At 73.1% G+C, this 25,826-nt stretch carries 23 protein-coding genes and 1 tRNA gene; 13 read left to right on the top strand and 11 right to left on the bottom strand.

Going from position 1 to position 25,826, the window contains the following annotated elements:
* Nucleotides 1–58 precede the first annotated feature (58 nt).
* The 6 genes from QOL16_RS08950 to treS form a co-directional block, all read right to left on the bottom strand.
* Nucleotides 59–637, bottom strand: a complete 579-nt coding sequence (locus QOL16_RS08950; RefSeq protein ID WP_071247063.1) for a TerD family protein — start codon at nt 635–637, stop codon at nt 59–61.
* A gap of 71 nt (nt 638–708) precedes the next feature.
* Nucleotides 709–1,290: a TerD family protein gene (locus tag QOL16_RS08945; protein ID WP_065958984.1), complete on the bottom strand. Its 582-nt coding sequence runs from the start codon at nt 1,288–1,290 to the stop codon at nt 709–711.
* 20 nt (nt 1,291–1,310) lie between these two features.
* Nucleotides 1,311–1,898, bottom strand: coding sequence for a TerD family protein (locus QOL16_RS08940; protein WP_065958982.1), 588 nt, complete (start codon nt 1,896–1,898; stop codon nt 1,311–1,313).
* A 77-nt stretch (nt 1,899–1,975) separates the two neighbouring features.
* Nucleotides 1,976–3,103 (bottom strand): DUF475 domain-containing protein, encoded by a 1,128-nt coding sequence (locus QOL16_RS08935; RefSeq protein WP_065958980.1) that lies wholly within the window; start codon nt 3,101–3,103, stop codon nt 1,976–1,978.
* Nucleotides 3,104–3,179: 76 nt separating this feature from the next.
* Nucleotides 3,180–3,923: a 3'-5' exonuclease gene (locus QOL16_RS08930; RefSeq protein WP_083229955.1), complete on the bottom strand. Its 744-nt coding sequence runs from the start codon at nt 3,921–3,923 to the stop codon at nt 3,180–3,182.
* A 218-nt stretch (nt 3,924–4,141) separates the two neighbouring features.
* Entirely contained in the window at nt 4,142–5,851 is a 1,710-nt protein-coding gene (gene treS, locus QOL16_RS08925) for a maltose alpha-D-glucosyltransferase (protein ID WP_071281879.1), read from the bottom strand.
* Nucleotides 5,852–6,210: 359 nt separating this feature from the next.
* Here treS and QOL16_RS08920 point away from each other — a divergent pair, with 359 nt between their 5' ends.
* Nucleotides 6,211–7,287: an alpha/beta fold hydrolase gene (locus QOL16_RS08920; protein WP_254780121.1), complete on the top strand. Its 1,077-nt coding sequence runs from the start codon at nt 6,211–6,213 to the stop codon at nt 7,285–7,287.
* A gap of 5 nt (nt 7,288–7,292) precedes the next feature.
* A complete protein-coding gene (locus QOL16_RS08915) occupies nt 7,293–8,369 on the top strand; it encodes a glycosyltransferase family 1 protein (protein ID WP_071281951.1) in 1,077 nt (358 codons plus the stop codon).
* Nucleotides 8,370–8,461: 92 nt separating this feature from the next.
* Here QOL16_RS08915 and QOL16_RS08910 read toward each other — a convergent pair whose 3' ends face one another.
* From QOL16_RS08910 to QOL16_RS08900, 3 genes are all read right to left on the bottom strand, one after another.
* Nucleotides 8,462–9,181 (bottom strand): hypothetical protein, encoded by a 720-nt coding sequence (locus QOL16_RS08910; RefSeq protein WP_139266265.1) that lies wholly within the window; start codon nt 9,179–9,181, stop codon nt 8,462–8,464.
* A 149-nt stretch (nt 9,182–9,330) separates the two neighbouring features.
* The gene (locus tag QOL16_RS08905; protein ID WP_065958974.1) at nt 9,331–9,969 is read right to left on the bottom strand and encodes a histidine phosphatase family protein; all 639 of its coding nucleotides are present in this window, start codon (nt 9,967–9,969) and stop codon (nt 9,331–9,333) included.
* Entirely contained in the window at nt 9,966–10,799 is an 834-nt protein-coding gene (locus tag QOL16_RS08900) for an NAD-dependent protein deacetylase (RefSeq protein ID WP_071247242.1), read from the bottom strand. The genes QOL16_RS08905 and QOL16_RS08900 overlap by 4 nt, the downstream gene beginning before the upstream one ends.
* A 74-nt stretch (nt 10,800–10,873) precedes the next feature.
* Here QOL16_RS08900 and QOL16_RS08895 point away from each other — a divergent pair, with 74 nt between their 5' ends.
* The 3 genes from QOL16_RS08895 to QOL16_RS08885 all read left to right on the top strand — a co-directional run bounded on the left by QOL16_RS08895 (nt 10,874) and on the right by QOL16_RS08885 (nt 14,495).
* Nucleotides 10,874–11,692, top strand: coding sequence for an RNA methyltransferase (locus QOL16_RS08895; RefSeq protein ID WP_071247072.1), 819 nt, complete (start codon nt 10,874–10,876; stop codon nt 11,690–11,692).
* A gap of 20 nt (nt 11,693–11,712) precedes the next feature.
* On the top strand, nt 11,713–12,951 hold the full coding sequence (locus QOL16_RS08890) for a D-alanyl-D-alanine carboxypeptidase family protein (RefSeq protein WP_175473022.1): 1,239 nt from the start codon (nt 11,713–11,715) through the stop codon (nt 12,949–12,951).
* Between the two features lie 149 nt (nt 12,952–13,100).
* Nucleotides 13,101–14,495 carry a serine hydrolase gene (locus QOL16_RS08885; RefSeq protein WP_071281871.1) on the top strand — a complete coding sequence of 465 codons (1,395 nt, stop codon included), beginning with the start codon at nt 13,101–13,103 and terminating at the stop codon, nt 14,493–14,495.
* Between the two features lie 87 nt (nt 14,496–14,582).
* Here QOL16_RS08885 and QOL16_RS08880 read toward each other — a convergent pair whose 3' ends face one another.
* On the bottom strand, nt 14,583–15,374 hold the full coding sequence (locus QOL16_RS08880; protein ID WP_065961664.1) for an SGNH/GDSL hydrolase family protein: 792 nt from the start codon (nt 15,372–15,374) through the stop codon (nt 14,583–14,585).
* 23 nt (nt 15,375–15,397) lie between these two features.
* Here QOL16_RS08880 and QOL16_RS08875 point away from each other — a divergent pair, with 23 nt between their 5' ends.
* The 8 genes from QOL16_RS08875 to QOL16_RS08840 all read left to right on the top strand — a co-directional run bounded on the left by QOL16_RS08875 (nt 15,398) and on the right by QOL16_RS08840 (nt 25,413).
* Nucleotides 15,398–16,555, top strand: a complete 1,158-nt coding sequence (locus QOL16_RS08875; protein WP_071281869.1) for an acyl-CoA dehydrogenase family protein — start codon at nt 15,398–15,400, stop codon at nt 16,553–16,555.
* A 134-nt stretch (nt 16,556–16,689) separates the two neighbouring features.
* Nucleotides 16,690–17,940: a DNA polymerase IV gene (gene dinB, locus QOL16_RS08870; RefSeq protein WP_071281867.1), complete on the top strand. Its 1,251-nt coding sequence runs from the start codon at nt 16,690–16,692 to the stop codon at nt 17,938–17,940.
* Between the two features lie 167 nt (nt 17,941–18,107).
* On the top strand, nt 18,108–19,904 hold the full coding sequence (locus QOL16_RS08865; RefSeq protein WP_065961680.1) for a DEAD/DEAH box helicase: 1,797 nt from the start codon (nt 18,108–18,110) through the stop codon (nt 19,902–19,904).
* A 10-nt stretch (nt 19,905–19,914) separates the two neighbouring features.
* Complete coding sequence (locus QOL16_RS08860) at nt 19,915–20,124, top strand: hypothetical protein (RefSeq protein WP_065961658.1); 210 nt, start codon at nt 19,915–19,917, stop codon at nt 20,122–20,124.
* Between the two features lie 192 nt (nt 20,125–20,316).
* Nucleotides 20,317–21,645: an NAD(P)/FAD-dependent oxidoreductase gene (locus QOL16_RS08855; RefSeq protein ID WP_071281865.1), complete on the top strand. Its 1,329-nt coding sequence runs from the start codon at nt 20,317–20,319 to the stop codon at nt 21,643–21,645.
* Nucleotides 21,646–21,882: 237 nt separating this feature from the next.
* Nucleotides 21,883–23,376 (top strand): HD domain-containing protein, encoded by a 1,494-nt coding sequence (locus tag QOL16_RS08850; protein WP_071281863.1) that lies wholly within the window; start codon nt 21,883–21,885, stop codon nt 23,374–23,376.
* A gap of 187 nt (nt 23,377–23,563) precedes the next feature.
* Nucleotides 23,564–24,703, top strand: a complete 1,140-nt coding sequence (locus QOL16_RS08845) for a zinc-dependent alcohol dehydrogenase (protein ID WP_071247084.1) — start codon at nt 23,564–23,566, stop codon at nt 24,701–24,703.
* Complete coding sequence (locus QOL16_RS08840; RefSeq protein ID WP_254780119.1) at nt 24,700–25,413, top strand: hypothetical protein; 714 nt, start codon at nt 24,700–24,702, stop codon at nt 25,411–25,413. The genes QOL16_RS08845 and QOL16_RS08840 overlap by 4 nt, the downstream gene beginning before the upstream one ends.
* A 255-nt stretch (nt 25,414–25,668) precedes the next feature.
* Here the strand turns inward: QOL16_RS08840 and QOL16_RS08835 are convergent.
* Nucleotides 25,669–25,754 (bottom strand) — tRNA-Leu (locus QOL16_RS08835).
* Between the last annotated feature and the right edge of the window lie 72 nt (nt 25,755–25,826).

Genomic DNA, 25,826 nt, shown 5'->3' with positions numbered 1-25,826 from the left:
GCGGGTGGTGCGGTTCGTGCAGGTGGTGCGGGTGGTGCGTGGTGTCGGGCCGGGCGGGTCAGCCCAGCTGCACGCCGAAGTCCGTGGCGATGCCGGCGAGGCCCGTGGTGTAGCCCTGACCGACGGCGCGGAACTTCCACTCGCCGCCGTTGCGGTAGACCTCGGAGAAGATCATCGCGGTCTCGGGAGCGGCGTCCTCCGACAGGTCGTAGCGGACGATCTCGGTGCCGTCCTGGTCGAGCACGCGCGAGTAGGCGCTGCGGACCTGGCCGAAGTTCTGGCCGCGGGCGTCGCCCTGGTCGATGGACACGACGATCACCACGCGCGCGACGTCGGCGGGGAGCGCCTGCAGGTCGATGCTGATCTGCTCGTCGTCGCCCTCGCCCTGGCCGGTGCGGTTGTCGCCCTTGTGCTCGACGGCTCCGTCGGCGCTGCGCGGCTGGTTGTAGAAGATGAAGTCGGCGTCCGACCGGACCTTGCCGGACTCCCCGATGAGGAGCGCCGAGGCGTCGAGGTCGAACTGCTCACCCGAGGTCGTGCGCGGGTCCCAGCCGAGGCCGACGGTCGCGACGGTCAGCCCGGGGCTGGTCTTGGTGAGGGAGAGGTTGTTGCCCTTGGCGAGCGAGAGTCCGGCCATGGTCGGGTTCCTTCCTGGTGGTGCGGTGGGTGGTGCGGCGGACACGGCCGGTCGACCGTGTCCGCGTGGCGTCAGTCGAGGACGACGCCGAAGTCGGTCGCGACGCCGCGCAGCCCGGTGGCGTACCCCTGGCCGACGGCGCGGAACTTCCACTCCCCGTTGTACCGGTAGATCTCCGAGAAGATCATGCCGGTCTCGGAGGCGGCGTCCTCGGTGAGGTCGAAGCGGACCACCTCGTTGCCGGTCTCGTCGTTGACGACACGGCAGAACGCACCCCGGACCTGGCCGAAGTTCTGGTGCCGGGCGTCGGCCTGGTCGATCGTCACGACGATGACGACGCGGTCGACGTCGGCAGCGACGGCGTCGAGGTCGATGAGGATCTGCTCGTCGTCGCCCTCGCCCTCGCCGGTGCGGTTGTCGCCCTGGTGGACGACCGAGCCGTCGACCGACTGCAGCTGGTTGTAGAAGATGAAGTCGTCGTTCGAGCGGACCCGGCCGTTCGCGCCCACGAGCAGCGCGGACGCGTCGAGGTCGAACTGCTCGCCCGCGGTCGTCCGCGGGTCCCAGCCGAGGCCGATCATCGCGCGGCGGAGGCCCGGGTCGGTCTTGGTGAGCGAGAGGTTGTTGCCCTTGGAGAGCGAGAGGGTCGCCATGGTGGGTCCTTCCGGGTCGATCAGAGCGCGGCGGCGGCCGGGGCGATGAGGTCCTGGACGGTGCGGCCGTCGGCACGCTCGCCGATCGCGCTGAACGACCAGCCGTTCGCGCCGCGGGACACCTTCGCCATCACCATCGCGGTGTGCGGACCGGACTCGGTCAGCTGGTACCGGACGACCTCGGGGGAGCCCGCGGTCGAGTCGTCGACCACGCGGCAGAACGCGTTCTGCACCCGGTCGAACGTCTGACGGCTGTAGCTGCTGATCACGAACACGATCTGCGCGACGGCGGGGTGCACGGCGCTGAGGTCGATGCGGATGGTCTCGTCGTCGCCCTCGCCGGCACCCGTCAGGTTGTCACCGGTGTGCTGCGCCGAGCCGTCCTTGCTGCGGAGCTGGTTGAACCAGACGGTGTCCACCGCCGAGCCCTGCGCGTCGAAGAAGATCGCCGAGGCGTCGAGGTCGACCTCGGCCTCCTTCCGTCCGCCGAACAGCCCCCGCTTCGCGGCGACCGCGTCCCAGCCGAGACCGAGACGGACGCGCGACATCGCGCTGCCGTCCTGCTTCGTCAGGGAGAGCGACTGACCCTTCTGGAGGCTGAGACCCATGGTGTGACCCTTTCGTCGGTTCGTGCGGTGCGCGGATCGGGTCGCGCACGCTGGGGGAACGGCTCAGTGCACTCGGTTCAGTGCACGAGGGAGGCGGGCCGCTCGGCCTGCTCCGTCTCGGCCTTGCGCCGGTTGCGGACCACCGAGGACGTGAACGCCGCGAGGATGAACACGACGCCGATCAGGCCGGTGACGACCTCGTTGACCTCGGTCGAGATGGTGACGAGCAGGATGACCGCGAGCGCACCGATCGCCCAGTGGGCGCCGTGGTCGAGGTACTCGAACTCGTCGAGCGTGCCCTGTCGGACGAGGAACACGGTCAGCGACCGGACGAACATCGCCCCGATGAGGCCGAGGCCGAGGGCGATGATGATCGGGTCGGCGGTGATCGCGAAGGCGCCGATGACGCCGTCGAACGAGAACGACGCGTCGATGACCTCGAGGTACAGGAAGAGCAGGAACGCCGCGCGGCCGGCGACGTGGCCGACCCGGCGCTTCTTCGTGATGCGGTCGGCCTCGGCGACCATGTGGTCGGCGCTCTCGAGCGCGTCGCCCTCGTCCTCGGGGTCGTCGACGTCGAACAGCCCGCCGAGTCCGGTGACGAGGAAGTACGTGACGAGCCCCGCGATGCCCGCGATGAGCACGACGCTCTGGTGGTCGCCCGAGGTCACGGCGAAGACGGCGAGGAGCACGAGCGCGATGACGACGTTCACCATCGGCAGCTTGCCGACGAACTGCAGCGGGCGCTCGAGCCAGCGCAGCCACAGGATGTCGCGCTCCTCGAACATGAAGTCGAGGAAGATCATGAGCAGGAACATGCCGCCGAAGGCCGCGATCTGCGGGTGCGCCTCGTGCAGCAGGTACGCGTAGGTGCCGGGCTCGTCGATCGGGCCCTTCTCGAGCGCGAGCTGCACGGCCTCGACCGGGTTCAGCTGCGCCGTGACGCCGACGATGAGCAGCGGGAACAGCACGCGCATGCCGAACACGGCGATGACGATGCCCACGGTGAGGAACATCTTCTGCCAGAACGGGTTCATCCGCTCGAGGATCCGGGCGTTCACGACGGCGTTGTCGAAGCTCAGGCTGATCTCGAGCACGCCGAGGATGAGCGTGATGACCACCGCGCTCCACCCGCCGTAGACCAGGGCGGTGGCGAGGGCGATTGCGGTGATCACGAGGGACCACCCGAAGGTCTTCAAGAACACGTGCGGTCGTCTCCCGATCGGTACGTCGTCCAGCGGTGGGCGGGACGGACCACGTCGATCTGCCCCCGCCGTGATGCTACAGGTCCGCGGCCCCGCGGTGCGGCCAGCGACCGTCGGCCGTGAACGACGGGTCGCGCTTCTTGCGCATGTACTCCTGGAACGAGGTGGCCTGCTCGGCGCACCAGCCGACCTGCTTGCGGTGCAGTTCCTCTGCGGAGACCCCGAGCTCGTCCGGGTACTTCTTCGCGATCGCCTGCGCGACCCGACCGGCGGCCACCGCGTCGGCGCCGGCGTCGTGGGCGTCGGACAGCGTCACACCGTAGGTCTCGGAGGCGGCCTCGAGCGTGCGCTTGCCCTTCCGGTACGTGTCGAGCGCCTTGTCCATCACGAGCGGGTCGACGACGTTGCCGATCACGGGGGAGGGCAGGCCGTGACGCCGGGCCTCGCGGTCGAGGACGGTGAGGTCGTACGGGGCGTTGTAGATGACGAGCGGGATGCCCCGTGCGAAGACGGCCTCGACCGCGGCGATCACCTCGGCCACGACCTCGGCGGCGGGGCGACCCTCTGCCCGGGCGCGCTCGGTCGTGTACCCGTGCACCGCGGCGGCGCCCTCGGGGATCTCGATGCCGGGGTCGGCGGTCCACGCGCCCTCGACGATGGAGCGGCCCGTCATGTCGATGAGGCCGACGTGCGCCGTCACGATCCGTGCGGTCTCGACGTCGACGCCGGTGGTCTCGAGGTCGAACACACCGAGTGCGTGCCACCAGGGCCGGCCGGAGAGGTCCTGCACCGTCGGGGCGTCCGGCGTGGCCGTGTCGATCGCTGCTGCGGAGGAGGTCACGTCACGAGGCTAACGGGACGCACCGACACGACCACCGCGACCCGCGCGCCGGGCGCGCACCGCGCCTCCCGACCGACCCGGCCGCACACCGCGACCCGCCGGCCGGGCGCGCACCGCGCTTCCCGACCGAACCGGGTCGGCCGCGCCGACCCGCCGACGCCGCGCCGACCCGCCGACGCCGCGCCGACCCGACCCGACTACCCGACCGGCGCGCCCACGTGCAGCCAGTAGAACGACTGCGTACCCATCGTCAGCGTGACGTTCCCGTCCTCGTCGAACGACGGGAACGAGCCCCCGCCGAACAGGTCGTAGAGCGGCCGCCCCGCGAACTCCGGAGCCGACACCGTGACCGACGTCGGGTTCGTGGCGAACGAGAACACGCAGAGCACGTCCTCGGCGCTCGGGCCGAACTGCTGCCCGGAGCCCTCCCACGACCGGACGAAGGCGAGCACCGAGTCGTTCGTCGTGTCCTGCACGTGCAGGCTGCCCATGCCGAACACGGGATGGGCCTTCCGGACGTGGATGACGTTCCGCACCCAGTGCAGGAGCGAACGCGACTGGGCGAGCTGCGCCTCGACGTTGACCTGCGCGTAGTTGTAGACGAGCGACTGCACGACCGGCAGGTAGAGCTTGCCCGGGTCGGCGGTCGAGAACCCGGCGTTGCGGTCCGGCGTCCACTGCATCGGCGTGCGCGAGGAGTCGCGGTCCGGCAGCCAGATGTTGTCGCCCATCCCGATCTCGTCGCCGTAGTACAGGAACGGCGAGCCCGGCAGCGAGAACAGCAGCGCGTGGATGAGCTCGAGCTCGGCGCGGGAGTTGTCGAGCAGCGGCGCGAGTCGGCGGCGGATGCCGATGTTGCTGCGCATCCGCGGGTCGTAGCCGTACCAGCCGTACATCGCCTGGCGGTACTCCTCGCTCACCATCTCGAGCGTCAGCTCGTCGTGGTTGCGGAGGAACACGCCCCACGCGGCCTTCTCGGGCACGTCGAGCGTCTCGGACAGGATCGCCTTGAGCTCGGCGGCGTGCTGGGCGCGCAGCGAGTAGAAGATGCGCGGCATGACGGGGAAGTCGAAGGCCATGTGGCACTCGGGCTCCTCGTCGGTGCCGAAGAACGCGGCGGTCTCGCGCGGCCACTGGTTCGCCTCGGCGAGCAGCACGCGGCCCGGGTACTCGTCGTCGACCATGGCGCGGAGCTTCTTGATGAACTCGTGGGTCTCCGGCTCGCCCTCGCCGTTGCCCTCCTCGGACTGGAACAGGTACGGGATCGCGTCGAGCCGGAGCCCGTCGACGCCCATGTCGAGCCAGTGCCGGACGACGTCGTACACGGCCTCGACCACGGCCGGGTTCTCGTAGTTGAGGTCCGGCTGGTGCGAGAAGAAGCGGTGGAAGAAGAACTGCCGACGGACCGGGTCGAAGGTCCAGTTCGACTCCTCGGTGTCCACGAAGATGATGCGGATGTTCTGGTAGTGCTCGTCGGTGTCGCGCCAGACGTAGAAGTCGCCGTAGGGCCCGTCCGGGTCCTCGCGGGACTGCTGGAACCACTCGTGCTGGTCGCTCGTGTGGTTGAGCACCATGTCGATGACGATGCGCATGTTGCGCTCGTGCGACTTCGTGACGAGCTCGCGGAAGTCGTCGAGCGTCCCGAACTCGGGCAGGATCGCCTTGTAGTCGGCGATGTCGTAGCCGCCGTCGCGCATCGGCGACTGGAAGAACGGCGGGAGCCACAGCGCGTCGACGCCGAGCCACTGCAGGTAGTCGAGCTTGCCGATGACCCCCTGGATGTCGCCGATGCCATCACCGTTCGAGTCGACGAACGAGCGGATCATGCACTCGTAGAAGACCGAGCGCTTGTGCCACTGGGGGTCGAGCGTGAGTCCGGGCAGCTGGATCGGGGCCGTGAACGTCAACCGTGCTCCTCGTCGAAGGGTCGGCGGGCCGGCGAGGTGGCCCGACCACGGCCACACTAGGCGCGCGATCCTGCGACTGTCCGCGGGGAGTCGTCGGTGGGCGCGTCGCGGAGCGCCCGGGGTCGTCGGGTGGGTGCGGCGTCCCGCCCGTCGCGTGGGCGCGGCGTCGCGCCTCGTGCGCGCGGACGGATTCGCGGCGTCGCGCCTCGTTCGTGCGGACGGGGCGCGGCGTCGCGCCTCGTGCGTGCGGACGGACGGGAGGCGCGGCTCCTCCTCCACAGGCGTGCTCGCTGCGGCGGTCTCCACAGCGGGGCGCGGGGCGCCGCGCCCGCCGGGTGCGGCTTCGTAGACTGGCGGCGATGCAACCGCCCGTGATCTCCCCGTACCAGTCGCTGATGGCGGCCACCCCGGTCGTGCACCGAGCCGTCGTCGTCGACGGCCGCACCACGCACTACTGGGAGTACGGCCCGACCGACGCCGAGCAGACCGTCCTCGCCGTGCACGGGTTCCGCGGTGACCACCACGGGCTCGAGACGATCGCGGCGCACCTGCGCGGCGTCCGCGTGCTCGTCCCGGACCTGCCCGGCTTCGGGCTCTCCGACCCGCTGCCGGTGTCCGACGTCGACGCCTACGCGGGCTGGCTGGCCGGGTTCCACGACGCGCTCGGTCTCGGCCACGACACCGTGGTGCTCGGGCACTCGTTCGGTTCGATCGTCACCGCGGCCGCCGTCGCCGCCGGGCTCGACACCCGGTTGCTCGTCCTCGTGAACCCGATCGCGGCGCCGGCGCTCCAGGGGCCGCGCGCGGTCGCCACCGCCGTCGCCATCGGGTACTACCGCGCGGGGGCGGTCCTGCCGAAGGCCCTCGGGCTCGGGCTGCTGCGCAACGGGGCGATCGTCCGCGCGATGAGCGTCGCCATGCTCAAGAGCCGTGACCGCGACCTGCGCCGCTGGGTGCACGACCAGCACGACCGCTACTTCTCGGCCTTCGCCGACCGCACGAGCGTGCTCGAGGCCTTCCGGACCTCGGTCACGCACGACGTCTCCGAGTACGCCGACCGAATCGACGTGCCGGTGTTCCTCGTGGCCGCCGAGCACGACGACATCACGGCGGTGCCCGAGCAGCGTGCGCTGGCGGCCCGGCTGCGTGACGCCGAGCTCGTGGTCGTGCCGGGAGTCGGCCACCTCGTGCACTACGAGACCCCCGGGGCCGCGGCCGACGCGGTCCTGCGGCGGATGGCCGACCGCGGTCGCGAGCGGCGGGGGCGGGCACGCCAGCGCGCACGCGGGCGCGGGACGACCGCGAAGGGCGGCACGACCACGGGCGGGGCGACCACCGGCGGGGCGACCGCGGGCCCCGGCAGGACGACGGGCTCCGACACGACGACCGGCCCGGGCTCGGACAAGGGCCACGGCACGACCGGGGCAGCGTCGTGACGCGGCTGCGGATCGGCATCGACTGCCGCTACGTCCGGATCGGCCGGCACGACGGGATCAGCCGGTTCACCGCGGGCATCGCGGCGCACCTGCCCGACCGCCACGACCCCGTGCTGCTCGTGCACGACGAGCGCCAGCTCGAGTCGCTCCCCGACCTGCCGTGGGAACGCATCCCGGCACCGACCGACGCGGGGGAGCCGCTCGTCGCCCGGGCCGTGAACCGGCTCGGGCTCGACGCGGTGTTCTCACCGATGCAGACGATGGGCTCGCGCGGTCGTCGGTACGCGCTCGTCCTGACGCTCCACGACCTCATCTACTACCGCAACCGCACGCCCCCGCGGGAGTTCTCGTGGCCGATCCGGCTCGGCTGGCGGCTGTTCCACCTGTCGTGGGCGCCGCAGCGGTTCCTGCTCGACGGGGCCGACGGCGTCGTCACGGTGTCCGAGACCACCGCGGAGTTGATCGCCGAGCACCGGCTCACCCGACGCCCGGTGACCGTGGCGTACAACGCCGCCGACCCGGCGGAGCCCCGTGACCCGGCGGCGGGTCGGGAGCGTTCGCTCGTGTACATGGGCTCGTACATGCCGTACAAGAACGTCGAGACCCTCGCGGCGGCCCTCCCGCTGCTCGGAGCCGACTGGGTGCTGCACTGCATGTCCCGGATCTCCGACGCCGACCGGCGACGGCTGACCGCGCTCGCCCCGTCCGGGTCGATCGTCTTCCACGACGGCGCCTCGGACGACGAGTACCTCGCGACGCTGCGGTCCGCGACCGCGCTGGTGACCGCCTCCCGCGACGAGGGGTTCGGGATCCCGCTCGTCGAGGCGATGGGGGTCGGGACGCCGGTCGCCGTCAGCGACATCCCGATCTTCCGCGAGATCGGCGGGAGCGCGGCCGAGTACTTCGACCCGTCGTCGCCCTCGGCCGTCGCGGCGGCGGTCCGTCGGCTCGAGGACCGCTGGGACGAGGCCTCGGTGGCGTCGCGGGAGCGAGCGGCGCGGTTCCGCTGGCAGGACTCCGCCGAGCAGGTCGTCCGGGCCGTCGAGCGGGCCGTGGCGGACCGGGCACAGCGGGGGCGCTGACCTCCCGGTCCGACGGTCCGTCCCCGCGCGGTCCGACGGTCCGACCCCGCCCGGTCCGACCTGGCGGGCCCACGTGCGGCAGACCGGCGCGGTCAGTTCGGCGACGACACCACGGTCGCCCCCGGGAACACGCCGTGCGCGCGCTCCGACGCCGTCGCCACGATCGTGTCGAGCGCGGCCCCGGTCCCGCCCGTGACGACCTCGATCCGCTGCAGGGTGGGGTCCTCGGCCGTGCGCTCCGCCCCGACCGAGCACCGGACGGCGGCCACGCCACCGATCGCGGCGACCGTGCGAGCGACGTCCAACCGCTGTGTGCTCAGGACGGTGTCCGCGGTGACCCCGATCGACAGGTTCCCGGCGACCACGACGGCCCCGACGCGGACGCCGTTCCCGCCGGCGTCGTCCGCCGCGGCGCTGACGGCTCGGACCACGGCGGTCTGGTCGATCGGCGCGGTGTCGTCGTCGAGGACGACGGTCGCCGTGACGTCGTACGCCGCGAACGCCCGTTTCTCGGTCGTGCCGTCGAGGACCTGCTGCACGCCGTCGATCGCGGCCGCAGCGGTGCTGAACCGCGCGAGTGCGGCCTCGGGCCGGGGGAACACGCCGCCGACACCGTCCTGCACGCGGCCGATGATCGTCCACAGTGCGGCGGCGAGGACCGCGGCGGTGAGCAGCACCCCGATCCCGATGACGGTCCCACGGCGGATCCGCTGCCGCGGCGTGGCGGTGCGGACCGACGCGGTGTCCGGTCCGAAGGCACGCGCGAGGTCGTCGTCCGTCGCGGCGGCGTGGTCGGGAGGTCGATCCGTCATCGCGTCCCCCTCCCGCCCGTCGTCGGACGCCACGAGTGTCCGTCAGGTGGCCCGTGGGACGGAGCGTAGCCCCCCGGGGCCCGGGGCGCCGCGCGCGCCGCACCGGGCTGTCCGCCGTGGGAGGTGGGGGCGTGCTGCGTCCGAGCGGGTCAGCTGCGCTGTTCGAGCGGGTTCTGCCGCTCGAAGGGCTCCTCGCCGGTCTGCTCCGACAGCTCGTCGATCGGGTCGTCGAAGCGCACCAGTTCGGCGCGGAACCGCTCCGGGTCCCAGCGGAACGCGTGCACCGAACCGTTGCGGATCGGGGTCGCGTACCGGTCGGCGGTCCCGGGCGCGGCCTCGTTCACCAGGCTGCGGATCACCGCACCGTGCGTGGCGACGACGACCGCGCCGGCGTCGTAGCGCACCGCGATCTCGGCCAGGGTCTCGGTGGCGCGGGCCACGAGGGCTGCGCGCGACTCCCGTCCCGGGACGTCGTCGTCCGGGTAGCGCTCGGCGACCTCGGTGTCGGTCAGCCCCTCGGCCTCGCCGTAGGACCGCTCCGCGAGCCCGGCGTAGGTGGTCGGTGCGGGCAGGCCGAGGTGGGCGGCGATGATCGCACCGGTCTCGGCGGCACGGGACAGCGGCGACGCGACGACGGCGTCGAACCGGCGACGGCCGAGCAGCAGTGCCGTGGCGGCCGCCTGCGATCGACCGGTCGCGTTGAGGGGGATGTCCGTCGAGCCCTGGATGCGGCGTTGCGCGTTCCAGTCGGTCTCGCCGTGCCGGACCAGGTACAGGAGCGTCGTCACCGCTCGATCATCGCAGACGGCAGGAGCCGCGCGGCCAGCGCCTCGAGCGTCTCGGTCGTGCCCGCGTCGACCTTCACGGCGGCGCGTCGGTCGCTCCGGGTGTCGCCGCGGTTGACGATCACGACCGGGTGCCGACGGCGCGTGGCGTGGTCGACGAGTCGGACGCCGGAGTTCACGGTGAGCGACGAGCCGACCACGAGCAGCGCGTCGGCCTCGGCCACGATCGACACCGCCTCGCGGAACTTCTCGGTCGGGACGAACTCGCCGAAGAACACCACGTCGGGCTTGAGGACGCCGCCGCACACCGAGCAGTCCGGCACGCGGAAGCGCTCGACGTCGGTGATCTCGACGTCGCCGTCGGGCTGCAGCTGCACGGTCCCGGGGTCGTCGATCCACGGGTTGTCCCGGTCGAGCACGGCGGCGAGGTCGGCGCGCGAGAACACCTGCCCGCAGGTCAGGCAGACGGCGCGGTCCATCGACCCGTGGATCTCGACGACGCGGCGTGACCCGGCGCGGAGGTGGAGGCCGTCGACGTTCTGCGTGACGACCCCGGTGACGAGGCCGGCCTGCTCGAGGCCGGCGAGCGCCCGGTGCCCGGCGTTCGGACGGGCGGCGGCGAAGCTGCGCCAGCCGAGGTGCGACCCCGCCCAGTACCGCTGCCGCTTCGCGGGGTCGGCACGGAACTCCTGGAACGTCATGGGCTTGCGGACGACGCGACCGGAGCCGCGGTAGTCCGGGATGCCCGAGTCGGTGCTGAGCCCCGCGCCCGAGAGCACCGCGAAGCGCTTGCCGTCGAGCAGGTCGACGACGCGGTCCAGCTCGGCCTGCATCGGGTCGGTCAGCACGTCGTCCACGGTACCCTCAACAGCCGACCGCCCCGCCCCCTTCCCATGAAACGAGCCCCGTGCAGACCGTCCGCATCGACTCCCTCGACGACCCCCGCCTCGACGACTTCGCGCGGTTGACCGACGTGGCCCTGCGGCGGGTGTCGGAGCCCGAGGGCGGCCTGTACATCGCCGAGTCGAACACCGTGATCGAACGTGCGGTCCGGGCCGGGCACGTCCCGCGGAGCGTCCTCGTGCAGGAGAAGTGGCTCGACGGCGTGCTGCCGCTCGTGGCCGACCACGACGGCCCGGTCTTCGTCGGGCCGGACGCCCTGCTCGAACAGCTGACCGGCTTCAACATGCACCGCGGAGCCCTCGCCGCGATGCACCGTCCGGCGCTGCCGAGCGTCGCCGAGGTCGTCCGGGACGCCCGGCTCGTGGTCGTGCTCGAGGACATCGTGGACCACACGAACGTCGGTGCCGTGTTCCGCAGCGTGGCGGGCCTCGGCGCGGACGCCGTGCTCGTCAGTCCGCGCTGCGCCGACCCGCTCTACCGCAGGAGCGTCCGGGTGAGCATGGGCACCGTGCTGCAGGTCCCGTGGACGCGCATCGGCGACTGGCCGGCGGCGGGGGAGGACCTGCGCGCGCAGGGCTTCCACCTGGCCGCGATGGCCCTCACGGACCGGTCGGTCGACCTCGACGCCTTCGCCGCCGACGTGCCCGACCGGGTCGCCCTCGTGATGGGCACCGAGGGGCAGGGGCTCACCGACGCCGCGATCCGGTCCGCCGACACGACGGTGCGGATCCCGATGCACCACGGCGTCGACTCGCTCAACGTGGCCGCGGCGAGCGCCGTGGGCCTCTGGGCGGTCGCGCACGCCCAGCGCTCGGCCCGCTGACCCCGCTACGCTCGGCTCCCGTGCCGTCAGTCGTCCGTCGCCCCCGTTCCGCCGTCCGGAGGCCGGTGACGATCTCGGTCGTCGCCGTGCTCCTGCTCGTCGTGGGGTACCTCGTCGCCGCGGCCGTGGTGCCCTTCGCCCCGGCGAGTGCCCGCACGACGACCTACGCGGCACCGACGTCGACGGTGCCGGACCTGTCGTTCCCCGCGTACGGGGCGACGGCGGTCGAGGCGACGGACTTCCCCGAGAGCCTGCGGACGAGCGGCGACCGCACGCCCCGGTCGATCGCGAGCATCTCGAAGGTCGTCACGGCGCTCGTCGTGCTCGACGCGAAGCCGCTCCAGCAGGGGCAGGCCGGTCCGACGATCGCGTTCGACGCGCAGATGCAGGCCCTCTACGCGCAGTACCTCGCCCAGGACGGCGAGGTCGCACCGATGCCGGCGGGGCTGCAGCTCTCCGAGTACCAGACGCTCCAGGTCATGCTCATGAAGTCGGCGAACAACTACGCGGGTGCCCTCGCGCTCTGGGCGTTCGGCTCGATGGACGCGTACCGGTCGGCTGCCGACCGGTGGCTCGACGCGCACGGCCTCGACCACACGACGATCCGCGAACCCACCGGGCTCGACGCGGGCAACACCTCGACCGCGACCGACCTCGTCGACCTCGGGCAGCTCGCCCTCGCGAACCCCGTCGTCAAGGAGGTCGTCGGGACGAAGCAGGCGACGATCCCCGGTGCGGGCGCGATCGAGAACTCGAACAAGCTGCTCGGGATGGACGGCGTCGAGGGCATCAAGACCGGCACGCTCGACGAGGCCGGCGCCTGTCTGCTGTTCGCCGCGACGTACGAGCGCGGCGGCCGCACGGTCACGGTGGTCGGCGCGATGCTCGGCGGGGTGGACCACGCGGCCCTCGACGGCGACGTGCAGCGCCTCCTGCGGTCCGTGGCCGACAACTTCCAGGTCATCACGCTCACCCACGCCGGTCAGACGTTCGGCACGTTCTCGACGCCGTGGCGCGACGAGGCCGACGCGGTGTCCGCGCGCGCGGCCGAGGTGCTCGTCTGGGGCAGGACGACCGTGACCGCGAAGACCACGCTCGAGCAGGTGACCTTCGGGACGAAGGGCGAACGGGTCGGCACGGTGCGGTTCACGGTGTCGGACCACGACCCGGTGACGGTGCCGCTCGTGCTCGAGCGCCCCATCGAGGACCCGGGCGTGTGGTGGCGCTGGACGAACCCGTTCCAGGGCACGGACGCCTGACGGCGCCCGGTCCGCACGCACGACCCACCCGGTCCGCACGCACGACCCACCCGGTCCGCACGCCACACCGACACGACCGCGCGCGGGCCGCCCGCCACACCGCCCGTCCACCCGCCCGACCCGCCCCGTGCTCGCGTAGGGTCGGCAGCGTGACGACGACGTTCCCCCGGTCCACCCCGTCCGCCCTCGGCATCGACGCCCGCGGGGTGTCCGCCTTCCTCGACGCCCTCGAGTCGACGCCCGACGTGGAGCCGCACAGCATCGTGCTGCTCCGGCACGGGCAGCTCGCCGCGCAGGGCTGGTGGGCCCCGTACGCCCCGGAGCGCGTGCACCTGCTCTACTCGCTCAGCAAGAGCTTCACCGCCGCCGGCGTCGGGATCGCCGTCCGCGAGGGCCTGGTCGACCTCGACGCCACGGTCCTGTCGTACTTCCCGGAGCTCGACGCCGACGTCACCGACGACCGCAGTCGACGGATCCGCGTGCGGCACCTCCTCGCGATGGCGTCCGGGCACCGCGAGGAGACCCTCGACCGGGCCCGCGCCGCCGACCAGCACGACCTGGTCCGGGGCTTCCTGCTCACCCCGCCGGACGAGGAGCCCGGCACCGTCTTCGCCTACAACCAGCCCTGCACCTACACGCTCGCAGCGATCGTCCGGCGGGTCACCGGCGGGTCCCTCGTGGACTGGCTCCGCCCGCGGCTCCTCGACCCGCTCGGGATCGACGACCTGGCGTGGAAGCGCGACGAGACCGGTGCGGAGCTCGGCTTCAGCGGCTGCCACGCGCCGACCTCGGCCGTCGCGGCGCTCGGACAGCTGTACCTGCAGCGCGGCGTGTGGGACGGGCAGCGCATCCTCGACGAGGACTGGGTCGACGCCGCGACGAGCGCGCAGGTCGCGAACCCGGACGAGGCGAACCCCGACTGGAGCCAGGGCTACGGCTTCCAGTTCTGGATGGCGCGCCACGGCTTCCGCGGCGACGGCGCGTACGGGCAGTTCTGCGTGGTCCTGCCGGAGCAGGACGTCGTCCTCGCGCTCACCGGGCAGAGCCTGGACATGCAGGCCGTCCTCGACGCGGCGTGGGCACACCTCCTGCCGGCGATCGCCCCGGTGGACGACGCGGCGGCTGACGACGCGGCGCGCGACACGACGGCGGACGACGGCCTGGAGGCGCGGCTCGCCGTCCTCGGGCTGCCTCCCGTCGCGGGGTCGGAGCCGACCGACGACGCGGCCGGCTCGTACGACGCGACCGGCGTGGTGGACGGGGTCCGCCTCGCGGCGGACGCCGACGGCTGGCGGGTCACGCTCGACGTCGACGGCGGCATCCTGTCCGCACCGGTCGGCGTGGGGGACTGGCGGGTCGAGGGTCCGCTCGCCGCGAGTGCCGCAGTCGACACCGACGGGGCGGTGCAGCTGGACGTGCGGTTCGTCGAGACGCCGCACCTGCTGCACGTGCGCCTCGACGTCGCGGCCGGGACCGCCACCTCGGTGTGGGCGACGCAGCCGCTGCACGACGGACCGCTGACGCTCCGCCGTCCCGCCGACTGACGGGGGCCGGAGCGGCGTCGGTTGCCACCCGGCCGCGCCGACGGCGCCCGCGCGGCCGGGCTCACGGCAGCGCGTGCCGGATCGTGCCTACGGGGTCGTGGAGCGCCGGTCGACGGGCTGCAGCTCGGGACGCTTGGCGCTGATCCCGTCGCCGGAGGACGTGTGCCGGATCCGGCGCACGACCCACGGCACGAGGTACTCGCGCGCCCAGCCGAGGTCCTCGACGCGGGCCTCGCGCCACGGCCGGGCCTCGAGCGGCTCCGGCGTGGACGGTGCCAGCCCGTGCTCGACGCCGAGGGTGTCGAGCACCGCGGCCGCGACCGTCGCGTGGCCGGTCGGGGAGTGGTGCAGTCGGTCCGGCGCCCACATCCGCGGGTCCCGGAGCACCCGGAGCGCCCACATGTCGGCCACGTGTGCGCCGTGCTTCAGCGCGATCGCGTGCAGGTTCTCGTTGTAGACCGCCGTCTTGCCCCGGACCATGCCGAGGACCGGCGTCATGCCGACGTCCGGGCCGGTGAAGAGCACCACGGTCGCCCCGCCGCTCCGGAGCCGCTCGACCATGCGGTCGAACCGCTCGGCGAGCTCGTCCGGGTCCGAACCGGGGCGGATGATGTCGTTGCCCCCCGCCGACACCGTGACGAGGTCCGGGCGGAGCGCGAGGGCCGGCTCGACCTGTTCGTCGACGATCTGCCCGAGGAGCCGCCCGCGGACCGCGAGGTTCGCGTAGGCGAAGTCGTCGGTCCGGGCGGCGAGCACCTCGGCGACGCGGTCCGCCCAGCCGCGGTGGCCGCCCCGGGCGGTGGGGTCGGGGTCGCCGATCCCCTCGGTGAACGAGTCACCGATCGCGACGTACCTGGACCACGGATGACGATCTGACACAGGTGCGACCGTAGTCTCGTGCCATGACCAAGGCCACCTCGCCGGGCTGGACCCTGCCGGACGACCTGCTCACGCGGATCGCCGAGCGGGCCCCGCGGTACGACGCCGAGAACACGTTCTGCACCGAGGACCTCGACGAACTCCGCGCCGCCGGGTGGCTCCGGATCGGTGTGCCCGTCGAGCAGGGCGGCTCGGGCCTCGGCCTCGCCGCGACCGTCGCGCTCCAGCAGCGCCTCGCGCAGGCGGCGCCGGCGACGGCGCTCGGGCTCGGGATGCACCAGGTGTGGGTGCAGGCGGCCCGCAGCGTGTCCGCGCGGGGCGGGACGTTCCTCCAGACCGTCACCGACCACGCGGCGGACGACCACCTGCTCGCGTTCGGGGTGAGCGAACCCGGCAACGACGCCGTCCTGTTCGACTCGTCGACGACGGCGGAGCCGGACGGCGACGGCGGGTACCGCTTCACCGGCACGAAGGTGTCCACGTCCCTCGCGCCGGCGTGGGACGTGCTGAGCGTCTTCGGCAAGGACACCACCGGTCCCGAGCCCCGGCTCGTGCACGGGTTCGTGCTCCGCTCGGACGGCGACGTCGAGCACGTGGACGACTGGGACACGCTCGGCATGCGCGCGACGCAGAGCCGCACGACCCGACTGCTCGGCGTGCACGTCCCGGCCGAGCGCATCGTGCGGTCGCTGCCCGTGGGTCCGACGGCCGACCCGCTCGTCTTCGGGATCTTCGCCGCGTTCGAGCTGCTCGTCGCCGCGGTGTACGTCGGCGTCGCGTCCCGCGCGGTGGAGCTGGCGGTCGCGGCGGTGTCCGGTCGACCTGGCCGGGACGGCGTCGCGCGGTCGCAGGACCCGGACGTCCGTCGGGCGGTCGCCGACATGCGCGGTGCCGTCGACGCGGTCGCGCTGCAGGTCGGGTCGCTCGCACGGTCGGTGGACGACGGCGACGACCTCGGCGCGCGGTGGTTCCCGCTGCTCGTCGGGACGAAGGCGCGGACGGTCGACGCGGCGCGGCACGTCGTGGACGAGGCGATGCGCGTGGTCGGCGGCTCCGCGTACGCGGCGACGTCGGAGTTGTCGCGGCTCGCCCGTGACGTCCGCGCCGGCCAGTACCACCCGTCGACGCGCGACTCGGCAGCCCGGACGATCGCGGCGGCCGAGCTGGGGCCGCTGCCGTAGCGGGCCCGCCGTCCGGCGACGCGCCGGCGACCGGCAGGCGGCGCGGGCGTGCTGACCGGCGGCGGACCCGGCGTCGCGCCCGTGTCGCTCGTCGGCGGACGGGCGGTGTCGGCGGCCCGTGGCATCATCGGCGGGTGAGCAAGCAGGACGGACGCAACCGGTTGGTCTCGGACCGACCGGTCGACGACGTGACGGCGACGGTGCTGCACGTCGACATGGACGCGTTCTTCGCCTCCGTCGAGCTGCTCGACCGCCCCGACCTCCGCGGTCTGCCCGTCATCGTCGGCCACGACTCCGACCGGTCCGTCGTCACCGCCGCGACGTACGAGGCCCGGAAGTACGGCGTGAACTCCGCGATGCCGATGGCCGTCGCCAAGCGTCGTTGCCCGAACGCGGTCATCGTCGAACCCCACTTCGAGAAGTACACGGCCAAGTCCGCCGCGGTGATGCGCGTGTTCGGCGAGTTCACGCCCCAGGTCGAGAAGCTCGGCATCGACGAGGCGTTCCTCGACGTCGCCGGGGCCATGCGCCTGTACGGCACGCCGTGGCAGATCGGCACCGCGATCCGCGCCGCTGTCCTCCGCGAGACCGGACTGCACTGCTCGGTCGGCGCCGCGTCCACGAAGTTCGTCGCCAAGCTCGCGTCGAGCCGGGCGAAGCCGGACGGGCTCCTCGTCGTGCCGGCCGAGCACACGGTCGCGTTCCTGCACCCGCAACCGGTGTCGGCACTGTGGGGCGTCGGCGGCACCACCCAGGAGAAGCTCGAGCGCCGCGGCATCCGCACCGTCGGCGACCTCGCACACACCCCATTGGCGTCCCTCGTCGCCGCCCTCGGTCCGGCCGGCGGGCAGCGCCTGCACGACCTGTCCTGGGGCCGGGACCCACGCGTGGTCGACACGGGCGTGAGCGAGAAGTCGATCGGGCACGAGGTCACGTTCGGCCGCGACCTCACCGAGCGCGACGACGTCGCCCGCGAACTGCTCCGCCTGGCCGACAAGGTGGCCGTGCGCCTGCGCCGAGCCGAGGTCCAAGCCCGCACCGTCGCCCTCAAGGTCCGCTACACCGACTTCAGCACGCTGACCCGGTCGCGCACGCTCGCCGAGCCCACCGACGTGGCGAAGCGCCTGCACCACGAGGCGGTCGAGCTGTACGACGTCCTGCACCGTCCGGGCAACCGGATCCGGCTCATCGGGGTCCGCGGCGAGAACCTCGTGCCGGCGGCCGCGAGCAACGCACTGTGGGACGACGACGCGCCGTGGCGGGACACCGAGACGACCGTCGACGCGGTCGCCGCGCGGTTCGGCGCCGGCGTGCTGCGGCCCGCGTCGCTCGTCCGCGGCACGCCCGAGCAGCGGCCGCCGCACGCCCGACAGGACCCGGCGTGACGGTAGGATCTCCCGGAGTGAGCGCAGCGGAACACCAGCACCAGCAGCAGCCCGCGACGCTGTGGGGCGACACCCCCGAGAGCGCCGAGGGCCGTCCGGCGAACGGTCCCACCGAGCAGGCCGACGGCACCGCCGACACGGTCGTCCGGCCGCACGACGAAGCCGTCGTGCAGGCCGAGAACGCGGGCAACGCGGCGGCCGAGCACCTGTCCCCGGCCTTCCCCGAGCGTGCCGCGTGGGGAACGGCGTCGAAGCTCCGCGCCTGGCAGGTCGAGGCCCTCACGAAGTACTTCGAGAAGGAGCCGCGGGACTTCCTCGCGGCCGCGACCCCGGGCGCCGGCAAGACCACCTTCGCGCTCCGGCTCGCGACCGAGCTCCTCGCCCGCGGCACGATCGACCGCATCATCGTCGTCGCGCCGACCGAGCACCTCAAGCGGCAGTGGGCGGACTCCGCCGACCGCGTGGGCATCCGGCTCGACCCGATGTTCAAGAACGGCGACGGCATGTACGGGCGCCACTACCAGGGCGTCGCGATCACCTACGCGCAGGTCGGCATGAACCCCGAAGTGCACCAGCGGATCACCGAGGGCGGCCGCACGCTCGTGATCCTCGACGAGGTCCACCACGGCGGCGACGCGCTCACGTGGGGCGACGGCATCCGCGAGGCGTTCACCAAGGCCACACGCCGCCTGTCGCTGTCCGGGACCCCGTTCCGCTCCGACACCGCGCCGATCCCGTTCGTGCAGTACGCGCCCGACGAGCAGGGCATCCGCACCTCGGTCTCCGACTACAACTACGGCTACGGCCGCGCGCTCAAGGACGGCGTGGTCCGGCCGGTGCTGTTCATGGCGTACGCCGGGCAGATGCGCTGGAAGACCCGGATGGGCGACGAGATGTCGGCGTCCCTCGGCGAGCAGGTGACGAAGGACATCACCGCGCAGGCCTGGCGCACGGCGCTGTCGCCCGACGGCGAGTGGATGCCCGCGGTGCTGTCGGCCGCCGACAAGCGCCTCACCGAGGTCCGCCGCGGGGTCCCCGACGCCGGCGGTCTGGTCATCGCCACCGACACCACCACCGCGCGCGCCTACGCCCGGATCCTGCAGCAGATCACGGGGGAGCGGCCGACCGTGGTGCTCTCCGACGAGGCCGCCGGCTCGAGCCGGATCCAGGCCTTCGCCGAGGACACCTCGCGGTGGATGGTCGCGGTCCGGATGGTGTCCGAGGGCGTCGACGTCCCGCGGCTCTGCGTCGGCGTGTACGCCACGAGCGCGAGCACCCCGCTGTTCTTCGCCCAGGTGATCGGCCGCTTCGTGCGCGCCCGACGCCGCGGCGAGACCGCGAGCGTGTTCCTGCCGAGCGTGCCGAACCTCATGGCACTGGCGGCGACCCTCGAGCTCGAGCGCGACCACGCCCTCGACCGTCCCAAGGACGCCGACGACGGGATGTACAACCCCGAGGACGCCATGGTCGCCGAGGCCAACAAGGAGGACCGCGCCTCCGAGAGCCTCCTCGAGGTGCAGCCGTTCCAGGCGCTCGACTCGCAGGCGTCGTTCGACCGCGTCCTCTACGACGGCGGCGAGTTCGGGACCGGCGGCGAGGTCGGCTCGCTCGAGGAACTCGACTTCATCGGGATCCCGGGGCTGCTCGAACCCGACCAGGTGCGCGACCTGCTCCGGGCACGACAGGCGACCCAGGCGAAGCGCTCCCGCGGCCGGACCGCCAAGGACGGCATGCCGAAGCAGCAGCCCGCCCCCGACCGCCCGATGTACCAGACGCTCAAGGAGCAGCGCACCGAGCTCGCGCGGCTCGTGTCGATCTGGTCCCGGCACGCGAACGAGCCGCACGGCGCGATCCACGCCGAGCTCCGTCGCATCAGCGGGGGACCGGCCGTCGCGCAGGCGAGCATCGAGCAGATCCAGAAGCGCATCGACGTGCTGCGCTCCCGTATCGGCAACCGACGGTGAGCGTCCGCGCGTGATCGACCCCGTCGACGACCGCACCTGGCTCGTCCGTCGCACGCCGGAGTCGTCGCCCGAGGCGATCATCGACCGGTTCGGCGGCGGCTACCGGCTGCGGCGGTTCTCGCTCACCGAGGCCCGGCGCACCCCGCACGGCGTGTACACCGGCGTCGAGCTCGCCGAGACGGCGTGGTGGCGGCTCCAGGACCGCCCGCTGCGGCGCTGACCGGCACCGGCAGGGTCCGATCACGCCGACGCGTGACGGAGGGCACCGCCCGGATCCGCCGACGCTCGGCGGACGGTGCGGCGCGGATCGGCCGACGCTCGGCGGACGGTGCGGCGCGGATCGGCCGACGCTCGGCGGACGGTGCGGCGCGGCTGGGTGACGCGACCAGGGTTCTTCCGGTAGACCGGACCCATGGCAGACTCCATCCCCCACGTCCTCGTCCTCGGCGGCGGCTCCGCCGGCTACACCACGGTCAAGCAGCTGCAGAAGCACGCCGCGACCGTGCCGATGCGCATCACGCTGGTGGACCAGAACACGTACTACACGTACCTGCCGTTCCTGCCCGAGGTCGCCGGCGGCCACATCGCGCCGAAGGACGTCACCTTCGAGCTGCGTCGCGCGCTGAAGAAGACCCGCGTCATCCAGGGCAAGGTCACCGGGATCTCGTCGAAGGACAAGACCGTCTCGATCGCCACCGCCGGCGGCGACGACCGCACGCTCGGCTACGACCAGCTCGTCGTCGCGCTCGGCTCGGTCACCCGTACCTTCCCGACCCCGGGCCTCGACGAGGTCGGCGTCGGCTTCAAGACCGTGGAGGAGGCCGCCTACGTGCGCGCCAAGCTCCTCGACAACATCGCCAAGGCGGCTGCCACCCGCGACGAGGACGAGCGTCGCCGGCTGCTCACGAGCATCTTCATCGGCGGCGGCTACACCGGCGTCGAGGCGATCGGTGAGCTCTTCGACGTGTCCCAGGCCGCCATCAAGACGTACCCGTCGCTCGCCGGCGAGCAGCCGCGCTGGGTCCTCATCGACGCGCTCGACCGCGTCGCGCCCGAGGTCGGCCCGGAGCTGTCCAAGTGGACGCTCGAGTCGCTCCGTGCCCGCGGCATCGACGTGCGACTGAAGACCACCATGCCGAGCTGCGAGGGCGGCGTCGTCAAGCTGTCCGACGGCGACGAGTTCGCGACCGGCCTGCTCGTCTGGACGGCCGGCGTCAAGCCGAACCCGCTCCTCGACGCGACCGACCTGCCGCGCGGTCCGAAGGGCCACCTCGCCGCGAACGCCAAGCTCCAGGTCGAGGCCGAGTACACCCACGAGGTCGTCCCGGGCGTCTGGGGTCTCGGTGACGTCGCCCAGGTCCCCGACCTGACCGCCGAGAAGCAGCCGGCCTACTACCCGCCGAACGCGCAGAACGCCGTCCGTCAGGCCGTCGTCGCCGCCGACAACGTGGTCGCCACGATCACCGGCAAGCCGCTCGAGGAGTACCGCCACCCGTCGATCGGCACCGTCGCCTCGTACGGTGTCGCGAAGGGTGCCGCGAACATCAAGGGCGTCAAGATGACGAACCTGTTCGCGTGGCTCGCCCACCGCGCGTACCACGTGTACGCGATGCCGACGCTGAACCGCAAGGTCCGCATCGTGATCGGCTGGGTCACGGGCGCGGTCTCGGGCCGCGACGCGACCTCGCTCATCAAGGAGACCGACCCGCGTCGCACCTTCGTCGAGGCCTCGAAGAGCTGACGCAGGACCCCCTGCTGGTCGCGTCCCGTGGACGCGACCGGACGACGGACGGGAGGCGCGGTGCCGGTCGGCACCGCGCCTCCCGTCCGTCCGTGCTCGCCCGCCGGGCCGGGGCCGGGTCGGGCGGTGCCACGCGCGGACCGGTCCGGGCCCGGCGCGCGTCGGGTCGCGCACGGCGCGCGCGTGCGGCAGACTGACTCCCTCGCCGCGCGCGGCCGAGGTCCCGGAGGTGTCCACGTGAACCCCGAACCGCCCACCACGCCCGTCGTCCGTCGCCCCGCACCGGACCACCTGCACCGCACGATCGCGTCGATGCCCGGCGCACGGACCGTGCTCGACGCCCTGCACCCGCTCGGCCGCCCGCTCGTCGTGGGCGGGACCGTCCGCGACGCCCTGCTCCGCGAGGCCGGACGTCCGGTGCCGGGGACGGCCGCCGGGGACCTCGACGTGGAGCTCCACACGGGGCACGGCGTCGACCGGGTCGTCGCGGCGCTCCGGGAGGTCGGCGCATCCGTCGTCCGCGCCGGAGCCCGGTTCGAGGTGTGCAAGGTCGCGCTCGACGGTTCCCAGGTCGACGTCGCGGTCGTCCCCGCTGCACTCGAGCCCGACACGGGCTTCCGGGACGCCTCGGCACGCCGCGACTTCACGGTCGACGCTGTCGCGTGGGACCCGCACGAGGACGTCCTGCTCGACGCGCACGGCGGCCTCGAGGACGTCCGGTCCGGTGTCCTCCGGCACACGTCCGACCGGTTCGTCGAGGACCCGCTCCGGGTGCTCCGCGCGGTGCAGCTGGTCGCGCGGTACGGCTTCGTCGTGCACCCCGACACGGTCGCCCTCGCGCGGCGCACGAGCGACCGCTGGACCGAGATCGCACCCGACCGGGTCTGGCCGGAGCTCCGCCGGCTCGCGTCCGGCGACCACGTCGCAGCGGCGCTCGAGGTCCTGCACGCGGTCGACTGGGAGCGGCACCTGCCCGAGCTCGCGGCGGTCCGGGACGTCCCGCAGGACCCGTCCTGGCACCCCGAGGGTCCGGTGCACGTCCACCTCGGGCTCGCGGGCGACGCTGCCGCTCGTGCCTGCACCGCCGACGGGGTCACCGGCGAGGACCGCGTGGTCGCCGTGCTCGGCGCGGTCCTGCACGACCTCGGCAAGGCCGGCGACGGGACGCAGGTCGTCGACGAGGACGGGCGACGGCGGATCCGGAGCCTCGGCCACGAGGTCACCGGTGCCGAGGCGGCCCGCGCGCTGCTCCGTCGCGTCGGGGCACCGCGGTCCGTCACCGAGCGCATCGCCCGGATCGTCCGCGAGCACATGGTGCCGCACTCGACCGGCGGGGCCGCCCCGACGGTGCCGGCGGCGCGTCGCCTGCTCCGTCGCCTCGGTGGGACGCGGGCCGACGTCGACGCGTGGGCGCGGGTCTGCGCGGCCGACGTGCACGGGCGTGGGAGCGCCTGCGGCGTCCCGCAGGGCGTCGGCACGAGCACGTCGAGCACGTCGAGCACGAGGCTGCCGGACCCCGTCGCGCGGTGGCTCCGGGTGCTGACGAGCGACGCGGTCCTCGGACGCCGCACGCCGCTGCTCACCGGGCGGGACCTGCTCGACGCCGGGCTCGCTCCGGGGCCCGCGTTCCGGACGGTGCTCGACGCGGCGACGGCCGCGCAGGACGACGGCGTCTTCGACGACGTCGACGGCGCCCGCGGGTGGCTGGCCGCGCACATCGCCGAGCGCTGACGGCGACCGGGGACGGACGGGAGGCACGGGGCGGGCCCGCACCGGGCCTCCCGTCCGTCGTCCGGTCGCCGCGCGATCCGCTGGCGGGCACGTGCCGCGCGGACGGCGTTTGGTCGTTGCACGCGGTCCTGGACCGGCTCCCACGCGCCGGCCACGAGCGTGGGCCGCACGAGCGAGAGGAGCGCGCATGCGCGCCATGACGTACCGCGGGCCCTACCGGGTCCGTGTCGAGGAGAAGCCCGACCCGCGGATCGAGCACCCGAACGACGCGATCGTCCGTGTCGAGCGGGCGGCGATCTGCGGGTCCGACCTGCACCTGTACCACGGCATGATGCCGGACACGAGGGTCGGTCACACGTTCGGCCACGAGTTCATCGGGGTCGTCGAGCAGGTCGGGCCGTCGGTCCGCAGCCTGGACGTCGGCGACCGGGTGATGGTCCCGTTCCACGTGTCCTGTGGGAGCTGCTGGTTCTGCGCCCGCGGTCTGTACACGAACTGCCACAACGTGAACCCGAACGCGACCGCGGTCGGCGGCATCTTCGGGTACTCGCACACGACGGGCGGCTACGACGGCGGGCAGGCCGAACGGGTCCGCGTGCCGTTCGCCGACGTGGGGCCGCAGGTGATCCCCGAGTGGCTCGACCCCGACGACGCCCTGATGATGACGGACGCGCTCGGCACCGGGTACTTCGGGGCGCAGCTCGCGTCGATCCGGCAGGGCGACACCGTCGTCGTGCTCGGCGCCGGGCCGGTCGGCCTGTACGCGGCGAAGTCGGCGTGGTTCATGGGCGCTGGCCGCGTGATCGTCGTCGACCAGTTCGAGTACCGGCTCGAGAAGGCGCGGACGTTCGCCCACGCCGAGACGATCAACTTCGCCGAGGTCGACGACGTCGTGGTCGAGATGAAGAAGCAGACGGACTACCTGGGTGCCGACAGCGTGATCGACGCCGTCGGCGCCGAGGCGGACGGCAACTTCCTGCAGCACGTGACCTCGGCGAAGCTGAAGCTGCAGGGCGGCTCGCCGGTCGCCCTCAACTGGGCGATCGACGGCGTCCGGAAGGGCGGCACCGTGTCCGCGATGGGCGCCTACGGCCCGATCCCGAACGCGGTCAAGTTCGGGGACGCGATGAACAAGGGCGTGACGATCCACATGAACCAGGCACCCGTGAAGCGGCAGTGGCCGCGGCTGCTCGAGCACATCCAGGCGGGCCACATCACGCCGAGCGAGATCATCACGCACCGGATCCCGCTCGAGCACATCGACGAGGCGTACCACCTGTTCTCGGCGAAGCTCGACGGCTGCATCAAGACGGTGATCGTCCCGTGAGCGCCGTGGAGGGCGGGGACGCCGTGCCCGGCGGCGCGGGCGATGTGGACGTGCCGGGCGGAGCGGCGCCGGGAGACGCCGTCGCGGCCCGGCGGGCGGGTGCCGGGGTGGACGCCGTGCCGCCCGGAGCGCTCGACCACACGCCGTACGTCGCGGACCCGCCCCGACGGGTGCCGTCGGCGGCCGAGCTCCTGGAGCGCATCCCGGGGTGGGGGAGCGACCTCGACCTGGAGGACCGTCCCTCGGTGCCGAAGCTGTCCCGCGAGGTCGGGGCCACCTCGGGCGCGCACTGGGACCTGCCCGACCAGCAGCCCGGCGGTGAGGGCCGGGAGCGCTCGATCGAGCACGCCCACGTCACGCCGGTCTTCGGCACCGCACAGCCGCTGTCCGGGCCGGCCGGGGTGGTGCGGCGCTACGCCTACCGGCGGTTCAGCGAGGGACGGCTCGCGCACTGGATGCTGCTCGTCCTGGGTGACCGGATCGACGTGGCGACGCACCGGGTCACGGACGCCCTGCGTGGACGGCCGGACCGGGTCGTGCACGAGACCGGCGTGCGGGCGGAGCTGCGCCACCACCCGGTGGCATCGCGTGCCGGGTCGTCGCGGCGGGACTGGCGGCACGGGCTGCTCGACCCCGTGGTGGCGAACTGGGGGTGGTTCGCGGCGCTCGGCGGCGTGGTGCTGCTCGTCCGGCGGCTCCGGCGTCGCTGAGCACGAGCGCACGGGCGGTGGGCGGCGCGCGAGGGCGAGCGCGCGGCGGATGCGACATCGCCGCTGTCGTTCGACGTCGGAGATGTCGCACGCGCCGAACTCGCGCGGCTCGTCGTGGGACAGGCGTCAACGCCGCTGTCGTCCGACATCGGAGATGTCGCACGAACAGCACGCCCGCCCCGCCTCACCCACCGGAACGACCCCGAGAACGACGAAGGCCCCGCAGCCTGAGCTGCGGGGCCTTCGTCTTTGCTGTGTCCGAGAGGGGACTTGAACCCCTACGCCCTAATACGGGCACTAGCACCTCAAGCTAGCGCGTCTACCAATTCCGCCACCCGGACAGGTGGTACTGCTGTCGTGCAGGCCGTCTCACCGGGCTGTTTCCCCGGCGTTCCTGCCGAGAGAAGACACTA

It is taken from the genome of Curtobacterium sp. MCBA15_004, from assembly GCF_001865055.2.
GTDB lineage: Bacteria > Actinomycetota > Actinomycetes > Actinomycetales > Microbacteriaceae > Curtobacterium.
The sequence above is the reverse complement of the archived record's forward strand: the minus strand, read 5'-3'. Positions and strand labels throughout refer to the sequence as shown.

Excerpts from the sequence above, each read along its gene's own strand:
- QOL16_RS08845 (WP_071247084.1), top strand. The coding sequence starts at position 23,564 with ATGCGCGCCATGACGTACCGCGGGCCCTACCGGGTCCGTGTCGAGGAG.
- QOL16_RS08950 (WP_071247063.1), bottom strand. The coding sequence starts at position 637 with ATGGCCGGACTCTCGCTCGCCAAGGGCAACAACCTCTCCCTCACCAAG.
- QOL16_RS08900 (WP_071247242.1), bottom strand. The coding sequence starts at position 10,799 with ATGCAGGCCGAGCTGGACCGCGTCGTCGACCTGCTCGACGGCAAGCGC.
- QOL16_RS08855 (WP_071281865.1), top strand. The coding sequence starts at position 20,317 with ATGGCAGACTCCATCCCCCACGTCCTCGTCCTCGGCGGCGGCTCCGCC.
- QOL16_RS08920 (WP_254780121.1), top strand. The coding sequence starts at position 6,211 with ATGCAACCGCCCGTGATCTCCCCGTACCAGTCGCTGATGGCGGCCACC.
- QOL16_RS08910 (WP_139266265.1), bottom strand. The coding sequence starts at position 9,181 with ATGACGGATCGACCTCCCGACCACGCCGCCGCGACGGACGACGACCTC.
- QOL16_RS08940 (WP_065958982.1), bottom strand. The coding sequence starts at position 1,898 with ATGGGTCTCAGCCTCCAGAAGGGTCAGTCGCTCTCCCTGACGAAGCAG.
- QOL16_RS08945 (WP_065958984.1), bottom strand. The coding sequence starts at position 1,290 with ATGGCGACCCTCTCGCTCTCCAAGGGCAACAACCTCTCGCTCACCAAG.
- QOL16_RS08875 (WP_071281869.1), top strand. The coding sequence starts at position 15,398 with ATGACCAAGGCCACCTCGCCGGGCTGGACCCTGCCGGACGACCTGCTC.